Genomic DNA, 17,579 nt, shown 5'->3' on the forward strand with positions numbered 1-17,579 from the left:
CAGTCGGTATTGCCCGCGACGTCACCGACCGCAGGAAGGTGGAAGAGGAACTCGCGCGAGCGAATGCAGGCCTGCGCTCCGAGGTCGAGCAGCGTAGGGAGATCGAAGCACGACTGCAGTCCAGCGAGGTGCGCTTTCGAGCGATTGTTGAAGCGAGCCCAGTGCCGCTGTGCATTATCTCGATGCCATACGGCGAGACTTTCTACACGAATGAGCCTTTGCGTGCGCTGTTTGGGCTCGATCCTCGCAACGGCGTAATCAACAACGTCTTCGACCTCTATTTGGACACCGCTGAGCGCGACAGGCTGGTAGAGCATTTGCGACAAGAGGGGAGTTTTCGCAACACTGAGGTCCACTTCCGCAAACCTGACGGCACCACGTTCTGGGCAATGGCGACGGCGCGCGTCGCCAGGTACGACGATGCGCCGGCAATCTACCTCGGCCTGAACGACATCACTGAGCGCAAGCGTATCGAGCAGGAGCTATTCGAATCGCGCGAACAGTTGCGCGAGGTGTCCGCCTATATGGAGGCGATCCGGGAGCAGGAAAGAAAGCGCATTGCCATGGAAATTCACGACGAACTGGGCCAGTTGCTCACCGCACTGAAGATGGATGTGTCATTGCTGAAGATGCGGCTTTCCGGCGATCCGGACGTCGTGAAAAAAACCGACGATATGCGCGAGCTCGTTGAAAAGACTATCTGGATGGTGCGCAATGTGGCGAATCATCTGCGACCCGCGGCGCTGAACTTCGGGATCGTGTCGGCGCTCGAGTGGCTAGTCGAAGATTTCGGCCGGCGCAATAGCATTCCTTGCCAGTTGCGGATCAATGGCCGTGAACCCGTTTTGCCGGATGCGCACGCGACGGCCGTGTTCCGTATCGTGCAGGCGTCGCTGACGAATGTTGCGCGTCATGCCGGCGCGACACGGGCCGATGTGACGCTGACCCACACTGAGACGGCGCTGGACTTGCACGTCAGCGACGACGGCCGCGGGTTCGATCAGGAGGCAGTGCGAAAGAGCCATTCATACGGCGTGCTTGGCATGAGCGAGCGGGCCCGCCTGATCGGCGGTTCGCTGCTCATAGATAGTGCGCCCGGAATGGGTACCTCGGTTTCGATTCACATTCCGCTCGAGAGCGAGTCGCTCTCATGAGTCAGTTTCTCCTTACGCGAAATTCAATACAGAGGTTGCCGCAGTGACGCCGCTGATGCAGGGTTCGTAACGTAGGCGACCAATCGGCTCGCGGTATAGAGCAGACTGGGCTCATGACTTTTAAGCCCAGTCCTGTCAACAGGCAGTCGCGAATCTCTATGACCGGCGCAAGCGTTACGCAAAGAAGTGAGAATCCATGGTCTCGATGGCGATCCCAGTGCCACGAACAACAGACGTCGCCGGTTGATCGGCAACCACGACCGGAAGCCCCGTCTCCTCACGCAGACGCTGATCAAGGCCGTGCAACAACGCGGTCCCGCCGGTCAGCACGAAGCCGCGATCGGCGATATCCGCGGCAAGTTCGGGTGGCGTGCTTTCCAGCACACGCCGCACCAGCGTGACAAGGTGATCGAGCGGTTCAGACAACGCTCCGTACACCTCAAGGCTCGATAGGATCCTGGAACGGGGAATGCCCTCTGAAAGACTACGTCCCGTGATCTCCGTGAACCGTTCATCCGTGTGCGCGATTGCGCATCCAATCTCCAGTTTCACTTTTTGTGCGGTGTACTCACCAATCAGTAAGCCGTGCGTGCGTCGAACGTAGTTAAGAATGGCCTGATCAAACGTGTCGCCTCCCATCCGCGCGGATACTCCGCGCACAACGTTGCCGAGCGCGATCACGGCTATTTCGGCAGTCCCCGCGCCGATCTCGACGATCATGCAACCCCTCGCTTCGGAGATGACCAGTCCTGCGCCAAGGGCTGCGGCCAGCGGTCTTTCGAAAAGCGCAACGTGGGACGCGCCGGCTCCGTGCACTGCTTCCTTAAAGGCACGACGTTCCACCTGATTTGCTCCACGAGGCACGGTAACTGTAATGCGTGGAGCGCCTATCAGGCGGCGACCCTCGCGGGCGAGATGCACAAATTGACGGATCATTTGCTCGCTCGCGGCGAAGTTCGAGATCACGCCTCCCTTGATGGGTTTGATAGCCTCGATGTGCTGCGGCAGCCTGCCAAGCATCTTCCTCGCCTCGTCGCCCACCAACTGCGTGGGGCGAGCGCCGGTATTTCGCGCATCGTGTTGATGAATGCACAGAACGGATGCCTGATTCAGAACTACGCCTGCGCCGCAGATGTGGATCCTTGTGTTTGCGGTTCCTGCGTCGAGCGCGAACTTGGAGGATGACAGGCCTAACAGGCGACCTACTAGCGACATACGCGTTGTGGCATTGAGAGCGATTGATTCGTTCTCGACACCCGCATATCAGTGTTAAGGGATGGTGCTGCAAGCATCTTCGAAATACCCGGGAAAGTTGCGGCGACATTTCACATCTCGACCAAAGACTGTCAACCCTCAGCGATAGACGGATTCACACTGCGCATTAACGGTAGAGACGGGATGCAACTGAAGAGTGAACTTTGTAGGGATTTGCTGAAATTTGAGTAAGGAGATTTATTTCGATTGCACAGGCTTGACTCGATCCGGGCACACGAGTCGCGCGACGAATCAAAAAGGAGCAATTGGAAATTTGATTCGGAAATTTGATCTGTTAGCCTGAAAACGCTTAGGCGGCTAGTAATGTTTATCGCACCATGATGGGGATGTCGATGCACCTGTGGCAGACGAGCATGCCCCAATTGGGATCGTTGCCCCGCCGAATTGGATCAGCGCATTTGGGCTGATTTTTGTCTTTGACTCATGCAATCACCACCTTATTCATCTGCGGCAAGTTCAGCAGGTGCAGCGTGTATCAACGGGTGCGCTGGCAGCGGTTGTGCGGCGTACCGAAGAGGCGGCGGTTTCCTGGTTTCCAGATTGCGTCGTTATGTTCACTTCCTCGACAGGAGAATCCAGCATGAGTTCGGTGCAGCAAGACACACCTATTTCGGCACAATCCGCCAACCTGCGACCGTCGAGTCTCGGCTTCATGGAGACGATTGGCCAGTCGCTCGCGAATATTTCGCCGACCATGACGCCGTCCATCAACGTCGTTTCACTGGTGGCATTGGCGGGTTTTGGTAGCTGGTTAATCTACGGCATCTCGACGATCGCTCTCTTGTTCGTAGGTCTGAATATTGTCGTATTGGCCAGCCGCTTTGCGGCGGCGGGGTCGTTTTTTATTTTCATCTCCCGCTCGCTCGGTCCAGTCGCAGGCGGTTTCGCCGGTTGGGGACTGATTGCAGCCTATACGGGCACCGCGATGGGCGTGCTCGCCGGAGAGGCCATCTTCGTGCAGAACGCGTTCTCGCCGTGGGGCATCAATGTGCCGACCTGGGTGGTCTATGTGGTCAGTGCTGCGCTCGTGTGGTTCCTGGCTGCGCGCGACGTCAAGCTATCCTCGCGTCTGAGCCTTGCCATCGAAGGGGCCTCGATCGTCATCGTTGGCGGCGTACTGTTCTTCGCCTTTCGCCAGCATCCCGAACGTATTGTCGACCATGCACAACTCTCGCTGCAGGGTACGACGACGAAGGGTATGGCTGAAGCCATGGTGATGGGTATCTTCTCGTTTGTCGGCTTCGAGAGCGCCGCTTCGCTTGGCAAGGAGACCAAGGACCCACTGCGCGCCATTCCGCGTGCAGTCATCTGGAGCATGATACTGGCGGGCGTCTTCTTCATGTTTGTGGCCTATGCGATGGTGGTGGCATACGGCGGCAATGTGAACAAGCTCGGCAACGACACGGCTCCGCTGCAAACGCTGCTGACGGGCTTCGGCGTGCCTATGCTGGCGCCGCTGTTCTACCTGATCGCCTCGCTTAGCGCGTTCGCCTGCGTGCTGGCCTCGATCAACGCGTCGAGCCGTCTGCTGTTTTCGATGGGCCGCTATCAGTTCGTGCACCGCTCGATGGGCATGGTTCACACCACGCATCAAACGCCGCACTACGCTGTCGCCTTCTCGTCGATTCTCTCGCTGGTGGTGGTGATCGCATTGCTCGGTACCGGGGCACTGAACACCTTTGGTTATACCAGCACGTTCGCAACCTTCGGCTTCATTGTGGTGTACTTCCTGATCTCGCTGTCCGCACCGATCTACCTGAAAAAGCAGGGGCAGCTCAAACTGGCCAATGTCATCATCGGCATCCTCGGGGCCGTGTCGATGATCGGCGTGTTTGTGGGCAGTGTCTATCCGGTTCCCGAATGGCCCTATAACCTCCTGCCGTATCTCTTCGTCGTCTATATGGCCTTCGGTCTCCTCTGGCTGTTGATGCTGAAGAAGCGTTCGCCCCAGCTTCTCGACAAGATCGAGCACGACCTGGAAGCGAACGAGTCGGAGATTTTCGGCCGCAAATGACGCAAGCCGCTCCCACGCAGGGCATGCCCGATCAGCCGGCGCAGCCGTCGGCTGGTCACGACGAAGCGGTTGGACTCGACGCCCCTGCTGCCGCTGGTTTTGACGCGAGGGTCTCCGGTTGCATACGCTTGCAGCCCGAGCGCGGCGAGTGCCCGGAACTCGAGATCGCTTTCATTTCGGAGGGCGGGCGCCAGCCGGCCAACGAGGACTACGTGGGTGTCATGCTCGGCGAAGTCGGACAGCGTTCGACACGCGGGAGCGTGATCGTCCTCGCCGACGGCATGAGCGGGGGCAGGGGCGGGCGCGTGGCCGCCGAGCTGGCGGTGCGCAGTTTTATCGACGGCTATTATTCGTTGCCCGACACGCTCGCACCCGAGGTGGCCGCATCGCGGGCGCTGGATGCGATTCACCGTTGGCTGTATCAGATCGGCTGCGCGGACCCCGATCTGAACCAGATGGCGGCGTGCTTTGCTGCGCTTATCGTTCGCGGTGGAGAAGCCTGGTTGATTGCTGCGGGAGACGTGCGCCTTTACCTGCAGCGCGATGGACAGCTTTCGCAGCTCGGTGAGGACGACGCGGTGCATGTCGCTTTCGGCGCCTACGTCGATCATGCCGTCGGCCTCCGTGCGACGCTCGCGACGCGCGTTGAGCATTGGGCCTTGAAGCAAGGCGACCGCCTGCTTCTGTGTTCCGATGGGCTATATCGCCGCCTGCCTGGACGTGAGCTGCGGGCAGTCCTGTCGTCCGGGACGAATCCCGCAACAGGGGCGAGCAGACTGGTGCAGCTGGCCCGCGAGCGCGGCTCGCGGGACGACGCTTCAGCCGTTGTGGTCGACGTTTTCAGCATTCCTGCGCTCGACTTTGGCTATCTTGAGCGCGTGATCGGCGAATTGCCGATTCCGGCCATTCCGAGCAGTGGCGACGTGGTCGATGACTACGCGCTGACCTCGGTACTGAGTGACGGCTATTACTCGCGTCTGTTCGTCGGTCACGATCTTGCCGATCCGCACACGCCACTCGTCCTGAAGTTCCCCAAGCCGCGCGTCGAGCAGGACGCCAACGTTCGGCTGTCGATCGTGCGCGAGCGCTGGCTTGCCGGCAAGATCGGCGACAAAGGCATCCTGATGCCGCTTCCGGTCGATGCGGCGCGTCAAACCCGGCTCTACGTTGTCATGCCATTCTGCGACGGCACGACACTCGAGACGCTGATTACGCGAGCGCCGCTCTCGCTTACCCGGTGTCTTGCCATTGCCGAACAACTGGGCCAGGCCATTGATGCGCTGAATCGCCGCAGCATTTTCCACCGCGATATCAAGCCTGAAAACGTCCTTGTCACGAGCGACGGCAGTATCCGGCTGCTGGATCTCGGCTTTGCGTATATGCCGGGTGTGCTTGCGCCAGCTCCGGACACGGCACCCGGGACGCCGTCCTATATGGCCCCTGAGTTGATGAAAGGTGCGCTGGGAGATGCCTGCTCGGAGGTGTTTGCGTTCGGTGTCACGCTATACCGCACCTTTAGCGCCGGTCCGTTGCCCTACGGCTTCAATGGGCGCGTACCGCTGCACCATTACCGGCCCGATCTTCCCGAATGGCTCGACGTCGTACTCGAGAAGGCGCTCCAGACTGATCCGAAACGACGCTACCAGGACGTACTCGAAATATGCGCCGACCTTCGACGCTTCGCGTCGGCTCCTGGTGAGGTAAAGCCACGGCGTCAGCGGCTCATCGAGCGCAACCCCCTGGCGTTCTGGCAGACGGTTTCCTTCGTCCTGCTGGTACTGCTGCTCGCCTCGCTGGCAGGGCGGCATGGTGGATAGGTAAGAGCGCGATCAATGGTTCGATCGGTTACGCGCAGAGACGCAGAGAGTCGCGGATGAACGGACCATGTCAACGTGCCTCGATGGCCGCGTGCTCATTCGAGCCAGGGTAGCGACCGTGGGGAAACAACAAACGTCGTAAGCGCTTCGTCGGGCTGGGTCCACACCAAACCGAACTGCATGGCGTCCGCATTCGGTAGCGTGAAGACGTGCGGTCCTTCGAGGAACTGGCCGTCCCACCCACACGCCCTCGCGGCTTCGGTCGCAGCCTCGTATTCCGCGTCGACGAGCTGGAGCGAAAACTGGCCGCCGTCCGCCTCCACCAGCTCCCGTATGCGGGCGAGCGTGGGCATCCAGTTGAAGGCGCTGGCCGGCCGGGGCATTGTGTACACGCGCCATGTCATCGTGGCTTTCCTCACGTCTGATGTTTGGGGCCGACCTGGAGTCCGCCAAGCGGGGCTGTTCATGTTTGTCGGCAAAAACGCGGGATTCTTGACGGTTGGTTCGACTGCTGAGGACATGGGGGCGTAGTGCAGTACGCGGCTAGGGAGTTCCTTACAAAAAATTCCGCGTCGGCCTAACCCAATTTCTGGGAGTCCTGACGGCGAGGCGCAAACAGCGCGTCTAGTATTGACTGACGGCGACGCTCGTTACGTTCGTTCGCTACGCCGTGCCTTTACAGCAACCATGTTGCATGGGACCAGGGTAAGCGCCAACTCTGGCCGACAGCAAAAACGATCCGGCCGGTATCACGGGAGGTGGTTGAGATGGGACGCGACACGCACCGCTTGATACGCGAGATGAACCTCTCCTATCTTCTGCTGATCCAGCGCCTGCTTATAGAAGACAAAGCCACGGGGATGAGCAGTATCGGTGTGTCGTCGGAGGTGGCCGACCTTCTGGTGGGGCTTTCGCTCAAAGAGATCGCGAGGCTCGCCTCTGTGTCGCAGATACTTAGCTCGTTTCGCTTTCATGATCACACAGTGCTGTCCGCGCTGACGCACAGTCAGGTTGGGAGCGCTGTCACGGCGCGGGCGTCGACGTACGAGCCGGTCGTGCAATCCGCTTGAGCCGAAGCGATTTCTTCCCGGTCTTCTCGGCCCACCAATCTTCTGGCGTGATCAAATCATAAAAAACCGGCCAGGCGGTTTGGTATGGTGGCAACCCTTCGGCATCGAGCTGACCCAGGTATTCGACGAGGGAGATATGGCATGAAAGTACAGCTTCCTTGGGCTTCGCCCGGTAATGCACCGGCAGCCGTAGGCACACCGCAAGGTTGGGCCGAGCGGCACGCTCAGTGATCGTGCCGAGCGTCGTAGTCAAACCATCCTTAGCAGTGAAGGGCGGCTTGCTGCCCGTGCTGCCTGAAGTGATCCAGACAAGCCTGCTCGGACAGCGGCGTGCTATGGAAGTAGCCCTGGAAGATGTCGCAACCCAGCTCGACGAGCGCGCCGCGTTGCGCAGCGGTTTCCACGAATTCAGCCACGACCTTCACGTTCCGCGAGCGGCCCAAGGCCGTAATCGTGCGGATGACATTCGCGGTGATGCTGTTGGTCAGCACCGCGCGCGTGAGAGAGCCGTCCAGCTTGATCGACGACACCGGAAAGCGCTGCATGTACAGCAGGGACGAGTGTCCCATGCCAAAATCATCCATCGAAAGACGCACGCCGGCCGTTGCGAGTTGTCTCAACGTCTCTTCGACAACGCTGTCTTCGGCCAAGGTCACCGCGACAAGCGGCGAAGGGCGCCGTACCGTGCATGATGCCATCGCAACAGCGCCTCCACGCCCGCGACGCGGCCTTCACGATCATGCATGGGCTGGTAGACCAGGCTCAATGCCTGGCAGCCGTGGTTCAAGCCGTCCCGAAGGCCCGAGAGCAGCCCGCGCGCCATGTGACCGACTTCGTCGTGGCGCCGGATCAGAGGCGCGCGTGCCGGTGGATTGCAGAGAATCGTCTGCATGATCACGTGAGCCGCTTCGGCCTCGCGTTTCTTGCGTTCAGCCTCCGCCCTGCGAACGAACGGTAGATACAGCGCCGTGCTCAGGCAGATCTCGCGCAGTTGCAGGAACACGCCCCGCCACGAGTCCGTGAGCATCCACCCGGAGAGTAGCGGCGGAGTCGTCCACATCAGGGCCACGGGGTGAAGCGTCAGCCAGCCGCTCTCCACCGCAGCGAGCGTAAGCAGGCAGAGCACCAGCGGCACGCAGATGAAAGGGATCAGGTAGAGCGAATTCAGCACGATCGGCAGGCCGTACATGAGCAATTCGTTGATGTTGAAAACGGCCGGCACGCATGACCAGGCCTGACGCCATGACAGGCAGAGTGAGCCGGATTCCGAAGTAGAAGCTGGACTCGACGTCATAAGGCACGCGCGCCGGTGCGAACCAGCGTACGCGCATCATCTGCCGCAGCAGCTCGGCCGACGCGATGCCCACCACGATGCCGCGGAGCATGGCGTTGCGCCCAAAGCTATCGCTGGAGACCGGCTGGGCAAACACGAAAAGCATGAAGTTGATGAGCGCCGACAGTGCCGCTGTGACTGGGGACACGTCCATGCCATCGGCTGACATCGAGGGCAGGCGGCGCACGAGGTGAGCGGCAATGAGCGGGGCCAACGCCCGCCCCATGACGCCGTGCGTGGCCAGTACGATCAGGTTCAGGCGCTCGTGCCAGCTCTTTGCCCCGAGCGCGGCCATTGCATGCTGATAGGCATCCCAAGGCAGGGTCTGCAGCAGCACGGCGCCCAGGCCGAAGAAGGTCAGGGGCATCAAGGTCACGAACGCATCCCTGACGACCCCGAGCCAAAGCACCAATCGCATGGCCGGTCGACTGGATCGAAGGCGAGGCCACGCATCCCGACGCTTCATATGTACAAAGTTGCCCATGTTGTCTCTATGGAAGATCCGTGATCCCGTAGGGCCAAAAGACCGAAGGTCAATATACAGATTACAGATCAGCTACATGGGTATGCGGCAATACGCTTCGATGTTTGAGGCGGGAATTGTGTAGGGATTTGCTGAATTTTTCGTGGGGATATTCTCTATATATAAATCTAAGGAAGTCTAACTCATGGCGTGATGAGAGACCCGAACGCCCGCCCGCAGGTCGTGAGCCAGCGGGAATGTCCTTAATAATTTATCGGGAAGACCTCAATGGGTGGCTGTAAATGAACGATCGCATTACTTCATACGTTTATGAGGAAACCTAAAGTAGTTATTCTGCTTGCCGATATTCACTCTGGATAGCTTGGTATGAATGCGACGCACTCGGACGTCGCTGCGAACGAACGACCTACCGGGAACAGAGTGCAATGGCGAAATGGAAGTCCTGGTGGCGGCAGATCCTACGCTGCTTTCTCGTGCCTCTGGTGTTTCTGGCGGTGGCCATGCCGACCGCCGATGCCGCCGATGCCTGGTACGTCGGCGCGACGCCCATTTTTCGCCACGTTGAGCTGCCCGGCGACATCGTGCCCACAGCAATGCTGCAGGATCGGGAAGGCCTGATCTGGATCGCATCGCAGACCGGTCTCGCCAGTTGGGACGGCTATCACTTCCACGGCTACGTTGCCAACCCCGGCGTGCCCGGCAGCTTGCCCTCGTCTTGCGTCAACGCGCTGCATGAGGACCGCGAAGGCCGCCTCTGGGTAGGGACCGATAGCGGCGGCCTGGCGCGGCTCGACAAGGCAACCGGGATCTTCTGGACGCTCGGCGCGGGTCCCCAGGGCTTGAGCAGCCCAAGCGTGTTTGCGCTCGCCGCCGACGGTGCGGACGGCCTGTGGGTAGGCACAGCCGCCGGATTAGACCGGCTGAACTTCGCTACCGGCAAGGTGCGGCATCAAGCCGAGGGGGGCATCCCGCCAGGCCTGCCGGCTCGCCGCGTCAACGCCCTCCTCGTCGATCGCTACGGCAACCTATGGGTTGGCACGGCGGAAGGAGTCTACGTGCTACGCACCGTTGCCCAGGCCTTTCAGCCGGTGCCGACGGCCGGCATCACCCAGGGCGCCGTCGAGGTGTGGAAACTGGCAGAGGATGGAGCAGGGCGTGTCTGGGTCGGGACGCAAGCGAACGGCGCCTTCGTGATCGAGCCCGGCACGACGACGGCCCGACAGGTACGCGACAGCGAGCGCACCGACGGAAAGGGAGTCGAGACCTACTGGGTATCTGCGATCATCGACGCCGGCGACGCTCAGGTGTGGCTCGGCACGTGGTCTCAAGGCATCGTGCAGGTCGATACCCAAACCTGGACGACGCGGCGCCTACGCCATGATCCTGGGTTGCTCGGCAGCCTGGCCAAGGACGATGTGCCAGCGCTGCTGCGCGACCGCAGTGGTCTCGTCTGGGCCGTTGGACCGAATCTGTTCGACTCGATCGATCCTACGCAGCGGGCGATATCCACCTGGTACGGCAACGATGGTTACCTGCTCGGCGGCACGCAAGCGGGGGTTACCGCGATGCTGGTGCGGCCTGACGACAGCGTCTGGCTCGGTGGTAGCAACGGCGGTGTCGAGATCGTTCTGCCAAACCGCGAGCGCGGCCGGCTCCTGGCGGCCCAGGATGGCGTTTCGCGCATGACGCTTCCCAAGGCCGCCGTGTATTCGATGGCAGAAGGGCCGAACGGCAGCGTCTATATCGGCACCGCAAAGGGTCTGTACCGGACGCGCGACGGCGCCCGCAGCGTCGAGCGGATGGAGTTTCCCGGCCGGCCGCCGACTGCATTGGTCAGGGCCATACGTTTGATCGGCGACAGGCTCTGGATTGGGGGGACGAACGGACTGAGCTACGTCGACCTGTCCGCACAAGGCGCCGCGGCGCAAAGCGTTCCAGGTCTGGAAAGCGCGGACATCATGACGGTTAGCGGCCTCGAAGACGGATCGCTTTGGGTGGGAACGTCGACAGGTCTGGTGCGTTACTGGCCAGCAACCCGCCGCCTCGAGCGACCTTGGCCGGAAGACCCGGAGCGGGTCGGCTTGCCAGGCAGCCGGGTTACCTCTGTAGTTCAGGACAGGCGTGGCCGGCTGTGGGTCGCGTTCTACGGTGCCGGGGTGCGCGTGGTCGAACCGGGCGCGCGGGGAGCGGCTGTGCGAGTGCATCGCGTCGGTCACGAGCAGGGTCTGCGGAACAACGCCGCGAACGCCCTGTTGCTCGACGCGCAGGGCAACGCATGGGTGAGCACCGACAGCGGCATCCTGCGCATCGACAGCAACACGCTGACCACCACGCTGCTGCAAGAGGCCGATGGGGTCGGGCTGCTCCCGTACTGGACTTTGTCGGCCGGCGCCACGCCGGAAGGCGATCTGCTGTTTGGCGGCAGCGGGTTGACGGTCGTGCACCCCGGCGAATTCCACCCCTCGCCCTACAAGGCCCCCATCGTGCTCACGGATCAGGATGGGCGGCCGATATCGCCGTCCGGAATCACGCTCGGCGCTTCGCAACGCACGGTGCAGGTCACCTTTGCTCTGCTCGACTACACCTCCCCCGAACGCACGCGCTACGCCTACCGCCTGGCCGGGCTGGAGGACGCATGGACTGACTCACCCGCCGACCTGCGCATCGCCCACTACACGAACGTGCCGCCCGGCAACTACACGCTGCAGGTGCGGGCGTCGAACCGTGCAGGCGAGTGGTCGGCGTCGGCGAATCTGCCGATCCGCGTCGTGCCGGCCTGGTACGAGACGATTTTCTTTCGCGTGATCATGGCAGCGCTGCTGCTGGCGCTCTTCGGCATGCTGATGCAAGTGCGCACGCGGCTACTACGTGGCCGTGCCGCGGCGTTGGAGACCCTGATCGCGCAGCGGACCCAGGAACTCCAGCAGCGGTCAGATGAACTTGTGCGCCGCACGGCGGAATTGCAGGCTAGCGAACAGCGGCTTGAGCAGTTGGCTTACTTCGACGGATTGACGGGCCTCGCGAATCGGCGGCATTTCAATGACGATCTGCAGCACCTGGTGGAGCAGGCGCGTCGAGGCACGGACTTCGCGCTTGTGCTGGTCGACCTCGACCGCTTCAAGCCGATCAACGACGCCTATGGTCATGACGCCGGCGACGCGGTACTGAAGGCTGTGGGCTCGCGCCTGCGCCTGACGACGCGCGAGGTCGATCTCGTCTCGCGTCTTGGCGGCGACGAGTTCGCGGTGCTGCTCAGCCAGCCGGGCGACCGCGAGGCCGTGGCCGCAGTGTGCGAACGAATCATCGCCATGTTTGCCCAGCCGATTCCATACCGCAGCCTATCGTTAGAGGTTAGGGCGAGCATTGGTGTCGCGCAGTGCCCGCAGGACGCACGGGATGCCACGGCGCTGTACAAGGCCGCGGACGTGGCGCTCTACGCGGCAAAAGAGGCAGGCCGCGGCGCCTGGCGCTGGGCCGGAGCGCCTTTTGAAGTGGATGGGTCTTCACGATGACATGGTTGAGTCCGCCATATGTGCCGATATCCTTATAGATAGATAAGGATATCCTTATATTGCGTTAGGAATATACTCAATATTCATAACAAATTGATTCGAAAGCCTGGTCTTAAGAATGTAAAAAATAGTTAAGGCAGGCTAAATATTCTCATCACAACGCCGATATCCCTTTAGTCGAAAGTCTTTCAATTTATTTTCGAGCCGCTTCACGACGCATCGCCGTTCGCGCGTTTGGCGTCACACGACAAAGTTCAGATATGAGTGAAGTCACTGACGCGCCGGTTGTCGACGAGGTGCTGTCTCCCACTGCTGCCAAAGAAAAGCGCGAAAACGCAATCGCGCGGCTAGTCGACGCGTTGCCACTCGCAGCGTTACCCGGGGGCGCGATTGCAGGCGTCTGGGCTGGCTCACTGGCAGCGCTCGCCGTGCTGGCTACCGTCAAGTTTGACTTGAGCGCTCAATTCTGTCTCTCTTTCGCCGTGCTCGGCGCTATGCTCCTGCTTCGGCACGCGGCCAAACTGGAGCGCACCCGGTTGTTCTTTCTCGCCTGCTCGGCGTTCCTGACCTTCCGTTATCTCTTCTGGCGCACGACCGAGACGCTAGGCTACAACGGGCTAGCCGACTTCATCTTCGCGCTGCTCCTGTACGTCGCCGAGCTGTATGGAATCGTGGTGGCCATGCTTGGCCTCTTCGTCAACAGCCACCCGTTGCAACGCGCGCCCGTGCCGCTGATCCGCACGCCAGGTGCGTTGCCGCGTGTCGACGTATTCATCCCGACCTACAACGAACCCCCCGACATGCTGGAAATCACGCTACGGGCGGCGCTCGACATGCGCTATCCCCGTGATCTTCTGAGCGTTTATCTGCTCGACGACGGCGGCACGCAGCAGAAGCTGAACCAGACGGACGCGGGGAAAGCCGCCGACGCTCACGCGCGGGTGCAGGCATTGAAACAGATGGTTGAATGCCATGGCGGCCTTTACCTCTCGCGCGAGCGCAACGAGCACGCGAAAGCGGGCAACATCAACGCCGCATTGACCCGCACGAACGGTGACCTGATTGTGATCTTCGACGCGGACCACGTGCCTACCGCCGATTTTCTCGAGAAAACAGTCGGTCATTTTCAGCGGGACGAGAAACTGTATCTCGTGCAGACGCCTCACTTTTTCATCAATCCCGATCCGCTCGAAAAGAATCTCGGCATGTTCGGCAAGATGCCGCCGGAAAACGAAATGTTCTACTCCGTCGTGCAACGCGGTCTCGATTTCTGGAATGCCTCGTTTTTCTGCGGCTCCGCGGCGGTGCTGAGGCGCTGCTACCTCGAGGAGATCGGCGGCATCGCCGGCACCTCGATTACGGAAGACGCCGAAACGGCCCTGACACTGCACGCACGCGGCTACAGCAGCACTTACGTGAACGAGGCGCTGATTTCCGGTCTGCAGCCCGAAACATTTTCGAGCTTCATTGTGCAGCGGGTGCGCTGGGCGCAGGGCATGATCCAGCTATTCCTGTTGCGCAATCCGTTACGTCTCAAAGGACTCACGCTCGCGCAGCGGATTTGCTACTTTTCGAATGCATTTTTCTGGTTCTTCTGTTACGCGCGCCTTGTATTCGTATTCGCACCGGTAATGTACCTGGTGTTCGGACTGCAGTTCTATAACGCCACCATTCCCCAGTTCTTCGCGTATGGCTTGCCACAAATGATCGCGGCGATTCTCGCCTCCGATTTCCTGTTTGGCCGCTATCGCTGGACGCTGATCTCCGAGGTATACGAACTGCTGCAGTCGATGTTCTCGCTGCGCGCGGTGGTGTCGGTCATGGTCAATCCGCGCGCGCCCGCCTTCAAGGTAACGCCCAAGGGCGAGCGGATCGAGGAAGACACCATCTCCGAACTGGCCGGCCCGTTCTATCTGGTCTACCTGCTCGTCCTGCTCGGCACCGTTGCCGGAATCTGGAAACTTCTGCACGGTAGCCCTCACCGTGACGTGATCGTGGCGTCGCTCGGTTGGAGCGCGCTGAATCTGGTCCTGCTCAACGCGTGCATCGGCGTGCTGTACGAGCGCAAGCAACGGCGTGCCGTGCCGCGTGTGCCGGCCGATCTCGAAGCAGCACTGCATGTGCCGTCTACCATTGCCGAAGCTGGGGCACTGACAACATTCGCGTGCCGCGTTGTCGACATGTCCGCGGGCGGCCTGAGACTCGTGATCCCGGCGAGCGCACAAGCAAGTGTTCCGCGCAACTGCGCGGCGACGCTCGAAATTTTCAACGTCGCATTGGGGCGCGTCAGCCATGTGCCGCTCATGGTCCGCAACGCGTTTCCGGGGCTCGACGGCGCGCTGACGGTGGGCGCCCAATTCGCTGACGAAAGCGTGTCCGGCCGATCGGAACAGGTTGCGCTCGTATTCGGCGACAGCGGCCGCTGGCGTGACTTCCGCGAGAGCCGCAACCGGCGCGTGGGCATTGTCCGTAGCCTCGGGATCGTCGCGAGTCTTGGCACCGTGCACGCGTTCAGCCATTACCGCGGTTTCTTCCGCGGCATGTTGCGCTATGCAGCGCTGCCACGGCGCATGGCATCACGCGCGATCGCTTCATTCGGTTTTTTCTCCAAAGCAGACTCATGAGTACTTCGTCGACTTCCCGTGCCATCGTCCGTGCGGTGTATTGCGCACTGGCCTTGCTTGTCCCCGGCGCCGCCTTCGCCGCTGCCCACCCAACGAACCAGACTGTCGCCGGGCCCGCAGACGCCCAGGTGGTTGCCGCGAAAGCCGCGCCAGTCTCGCTTGCTACGCTGGCCAATCTTTCCGGCGTGCTGCGTCTTGCCGGCGCTGCAGCGTCCAGTTCCATGAGCGTGCCGGTCTCCGCTCGCGAACAGGTGCTGGCGGCCACACTGCATCTGGTCGTAACGAATTCGATTTCGCTGCTTACCGATCGCTCGCAGCTTGCCGTGCGTATCAACGGCCGCACCGTTGCGCAGTTGCAACTATCGTCGCGGCAGCCCGAGGCGACCGCCGATATCCGCATCCCGGCTGACCTGCTGCGCCCCGGATACAACACGTTGACCTTTGCGGTGGCCCAGCACACGACAGAAAACTGTGAAGACCCGGATTCACCCGAACTGTGGACCGAGATTGACACCAGCGCATCGACGCTGCAGTTGCAGACGGAACTCAAACCTCTCACACCGACCCTCGCCGATCTCGACGAGCTGATCGATCCCAAGCAGTGGTCCGCGCGTCCGCTGGACATCGTGAACGCAGCGCATCCGGATAGCGATCCGCAGCTTGCTAGTGGCGGTCTGCTCGCGCAAGGGATCGCACTGCGCTTGCGCTATCTGGATCCGGCATTGCGCGTACTCGACGCACAGCGCGGCGCGGGCGAGGGCATGTTGCCCGGCTTCACGCTCGCCTCGCTCGCGGGTGCGGACGTCCTGCTCATCGGCACACGCGACGCCTTGCGCGGCGAACTCGATCCGCAGATTGCGGAGCGCATCCAGAGCGGCTTTCTCGGCATCTACCCGAAGCCGGGGGACGCACGGCACTTCGTGCTCGTCGTCAGCGGCCGTGACGACAGCGAGGTCAACCGTGCGGCGCGGGCGTTCGCCCATCGCGAGCTGCGCTTGCCCCATCGTGATGAGATGTTGATCCGCGAGCTCGACGAATCGGCCATGCCTGCGTGGTCGGCAAACCGGACGGTGTCGGGAACGGCGCCGCATACCTTCCGTCAACTCGGTCTCACTAGCCGCACGTTGGGTCCCGGCGAGCACGCCGACATGGAGATACGGCTGCCGGCCGACATCTATGCGCCCGAAGACGCACGCGTGAACCTGGACATGAACTTTACCGAGGGCGCGAAGATGCGCGAGGACTCGGTACTCAACATCTTCCTGAACGGACGATTCGAACAGGTGATCGCGCTTGATCAGCAACAGGGTGCGGTCATGCGGCGCTATCGCGTCACCATTCCCTTGCGCGACTTCAAGCCAGGCGCCAATACGCTATCTTTGCGGCCGGTGCTTGTACCGCTGGTCACCGACCGGTGCGCACTGCGTTCAGCGGGGAATCTCGTACTCACCGTGTTCGACGATTCAACTCTGACGCTACCGCCCGCGTCGCACTTCACCACCTTGCCGGACCTCAAGCGCCTTGCCGACAGCGGCTTTCCGTACACCGTACAGCCTGACGGTGCAGTGCTCGCCGTGCGGGTGGCATCGCATGACAACGACACCATCGCGGCCGCATGGACGCTGCTGGCCCGGCTTGCACAAACCCAAATGGCACCGCTCACGGATGCTCAGGTCACCTACGGCGAACCCGCGCCAGGCCGGGACACGATTCTGATCGGCGCCGCGGCGGCGTTGCCGCCGCCGGAACTCCAGGATGCGCCGTGGTCGCCGGGACACGCCATCCGTATTGCGGACGGCGGGCTCGCCCCTGAACAGCCGGGCGGAAACTGGTTCGTGCAACACTGGGACAGTTGGTTCGGAACCCCCGCTGATACCGCACCGGCAAGCGTTACGCTGCGTGGCGACGCGCGTCTGTCGGACCGCTTGCTCGTCATGCAGTATCGCGGTAAAGGCGCGGGCAAACTCTCCGGCACGGTCACTGTGCTCACCTCCCGCACCACGCCCGAATTGCTGCTGGGTGTTACGCGACTGGTCGCGTCGGAGTACTGGACCGACCTCGACGGCGATGTCGCGCTGCTGAGCTTCGAGCACGCTGGGCTATGGACGAGCCGGGTAGGCGACACCTACGAAACGGGTACGCTCCGCACTTGGGACCATCTTGGTTTCGTGCTGTCCCAGCATCCGTGGTTTGGCTACGCAGTGCTGATCCTGCTGCTTGCGGTGTTCGCGACATCGACCGCATTGCTGCTGCAACGCCACCACCGGAACCGGCACCGTGACGCGGATCAATAACG

12 protein-coding genes are annotated in these 17,579 nt (G+C 61.5%); 7 read left to right on the forward strand and 5 right to left on the reverse strand.

What is annotated here, in order from left to right:
- Window positions 1–1,154: PAS domain-containing sensor histidine kinase (locus tag BLQ92_RS30885; protein WP_143016704.1), on the forward strand; the 1,154-nt coding region annotated here is incomplete at its 5' end.
- 174 nt (window positions 1,155–1,328) lie between these two features.
- On the opposite strand, the gene mreB is transcribed toward BLQ92_RS30885, so the two are convergent.
- Entirely contained in the window at window positions 1,329–2,369 is a 1,041-nt protein-coding gene (gene mreB / locus BLQ92_RS30890; protein WP_090691212.1) for a rod shape-determining protein, read from the reverse strand.
- 640 nt (window positions 2,370–3,009) lie between these two features.
- Between mreB and BLQ92_RS30895 the strand changes: the two genes are divergently transcribed.
- A complete protein-coding gene (locus tag BLQ92_RS30895) occupies window positions 3,010–4,443 on the forward strand; it encodes an APC family permease (protein WP_090691215.1) in 1,434 nt (477 codons plus the stop codon).
- Window positions 4,440–6,260 carry a bifunctional protein-serine/threonine kinase/phosphatase gene (locus BLQ92_RS30900; protein WP_090691218.1) on the forward strand — a complete coding sequence of 607 codons (1,821 nt, stop codon included), beginning with the start codon at window positions 4,440–4,442 and terminating at the stop codon, window positions 6,258–6,260. Before BLQ92_RS30895 ends, BLQ92_RS30900 begins: the two co-directional genes overlap by 4 nt.
- A gap of 95 nt (window positions 6,261–6,355) precedes the next feature.
- On the opposite strand, the gene BLQ92_RS30905 is transcribed toward BLQ92_RS30900, so the two are convergent.
- Entirely contained in the window at window positions 6,356–6,664 is a 309-nt protein-coding gene (locus tag BLQ92_RS30905) for a hypothetical protein (protein WP_090691221.1), read from the reverse strand.
- A 363-nt stretch (window positions 6,665–7,027) separates the two neighbouring features.
- Between BLQ92_RS30905 and BLQ92_RS30910 the strand changes: the two genes are divergently transcribed.
- Entirely contained in the window at window positions 7,028–7,330 is a 303-nt protein-coding gene (locus BLQ92_RS30910; RefSeq protein ID WP_090691224.1) for a flagellar transcriptional regulator FlhD, read from the forward strand.
- Between the two features lie 260 nt (window positions 7,331–7,590).
- On the opposite strand, the gene BLQ92_RS30915 is transcribed toward BLQ92_RS30910, so the two are convergent.
- The 3 genes from BLQ92_RS30915 to BLQ92_RS40855 are packed head-to-tail and all read right to left on the reverse strand — an operon-like array spanning window position 7,591 to window position 9,081.
- Window positions 7,591–8,028, reverse strand: coding sequence for an EAL domain-containing protein (locus BLQ92_RS30915; protein ID WP_090691227.1), 438 nt, complete (start codon window positions 8,026–8,028; stop codon window positions 7,591–7,593).
- Window positions 7,983–8,222: a hypothetical protein gene (locus tag BLQ92_RS40850; RefSeq protein ID WP_244896690.1), complete on the reverse strand. Its 240-nt coding sequence runs from the start codon at window positions 8,220–8,222 to the stop codon at window positions 7,983–7,985. The genes BLQ92_RS30915 and BLQ92_RS40850 overlap by 46 nt, the downstream gene beginning before the upstream one ends.
- A gap of 37 nt (window positions 8,223–8,259) precedes the next feature.
- A complete protein-coding gene (locus BLQ92_RS40855; protein ID WP_244896691.1) occupies window positions 8,260–9,081 on the reverse strand; it encodes a hypothetical protein in 822 nt (273 codons plus the stop codon).
- A gap of 491 nt (window positions 9,082–9,572) precedes the next feature.
- Here BLQ92_RS40855 and BLQ92_RS30930 point away from each other — a divergent pair, with 491 nt between their 5' ends.
- The 3 genes from BLQ92_RS30930 (at window position 9,573) to BLQ92_RS30940 (ending at window position 17,577) form a co-directional block, all read left to right on the forward strand.
- Window positions 9,573–12,659 carry a ligand-binding sensor domain-containing diguanylate cyclase gene (locus BLQ92_RS30930; RefSeq protein WP_090691237.1) on the forward strand — a complete coding sequence of 1,029 codons (3,087 nt, stop codon included), beginning with the start codon at window positions 9,573–9,575 and terminating at the stop codon, window positions 12,657–12,659.
- Between the two features lie 260 nt (window positions 12,660–12,919).
- A complete protein-coding gene (gene bcsA, locus BLQ92_RS30935; RefSeq protein ID WP_090691239.1) occupies window positions 12,920–15,283 on the forward strand; it encodes a UDP-forming cellulose synthase catalytic subunit in 2,364 nt (787 codons plus the stop codon).
- Window positions 15,280–17,577: a cellulose biosynthesis cyclic di-GMP-binding regulatory protein BcsB gene (locus BLQ92_RS30940; protein WP_090691242.1), complete on the forward strand. Its 2,298-nt coding sequence runs from the start codon at window positions 15,280–15,282 to the stop codon at window positions 17,575–17,577. Before bcsA ends, BLQ92_RS30940 begins: the two co-directional genes overlap by 4 nt.
- Window positions 17,578–17,579: the final 2 nt, after the last annotated feature.

Source organism: Paraburkholderia phenazinium (genome assembly GCF_900100735.1).
GTDB lineage: Bacteria > Pseudomonadota > Gammaproteobacteria > Burkholderiales > Burkholderiaceae > Paraburkholderia > Paraburkholderia phenazinia.

What these genes read in the sequence shown, in the direction of transcription:
- mreB (WP_090691212.1), bottom strand. Translation starts at nt 2,369, where the DNA reads ATGTCGCTAGTAGGTCGCCTGTTAGGCCTGTCATCCTCCAAGTTCGCG.
- BLQ92_RS30895 (WP_090691215.1), top strand. Translation starts at nt 3,010, where the DNA reads ATGAGTTCGGTGCAGCAAGACACACCTATTTCGGCACAATCCGCCAAC.
- BLQ92_RS30900 (WP_090691218.1), top strand. Translation starts at nt 4,440, where the DNA reads ATGACGCAAGCCGCTCCCACGCAGGGCATGCCCGATCAGCCGGCGCAG.
- BLQ92_RS30905 (WP_090691221.1), bottom strand. Translation starts at nt 6,664, where the DNA reads ATGACATGGCGCGTGTACACAATGCCCCGGCCGGCCAGCGCCTTCAAC.
- BLQ92_RS30910 (WP_090691224.1), top strand. Translation starts at nt 7,028, where the DNA reads ATGGGACGCGACACGCACCGCTTGATACGCGAGATGAACCTCTCCTAT.
- BLQ92_RS30915 (WP_090691227.1), bottom strand. Translation starts at nt 8,028, where the DNA reads ATGGCATCATGCACGGTACGGCGCCCTTCGCCGCTTGTCGCGGTGACC.
- BLQ92_RS40850 (WP_244896690.1), bottom strand. Translation starts at nt 8,222, where the DNA reads ATGCAGACGATTCTCTGCAATCCACCGGCACGCGCGCCTCTGATCCGG.
- BLQ92_RS40855 (WP_244896691.1), bottom strand. Translation starts at nt 9,081, where the DNA reads ATGCGATTGGTGCTTTGGCTCGGGGTCGTCAGGGATGCGTTCGTGACC.
- BLQ92_RS30930 (WP_090691237.1), top strand. Translation starts at nt 9,573, where the DNA reads ATGGCGAAATGGAAGTCCTGGTGGCGGCAGATCCTACGCTGCTTTCTC.
- bcsA (WP_090691239.1), top strand. Translation starts at nt 12,920, where the DNA reads ATGAGTGAAGTCACTGACGCGCCGGTTGTCGACGAGGTGCTGTCTCCC.
- BLQ92_RS30940 (WP_090691242.1), top strand. Translation starts at nt 15,280, where the DNA reads ATGAGTACTTCGTCGACTTCCCGTGCCATCGTCCGTGCGGTGTATTGC.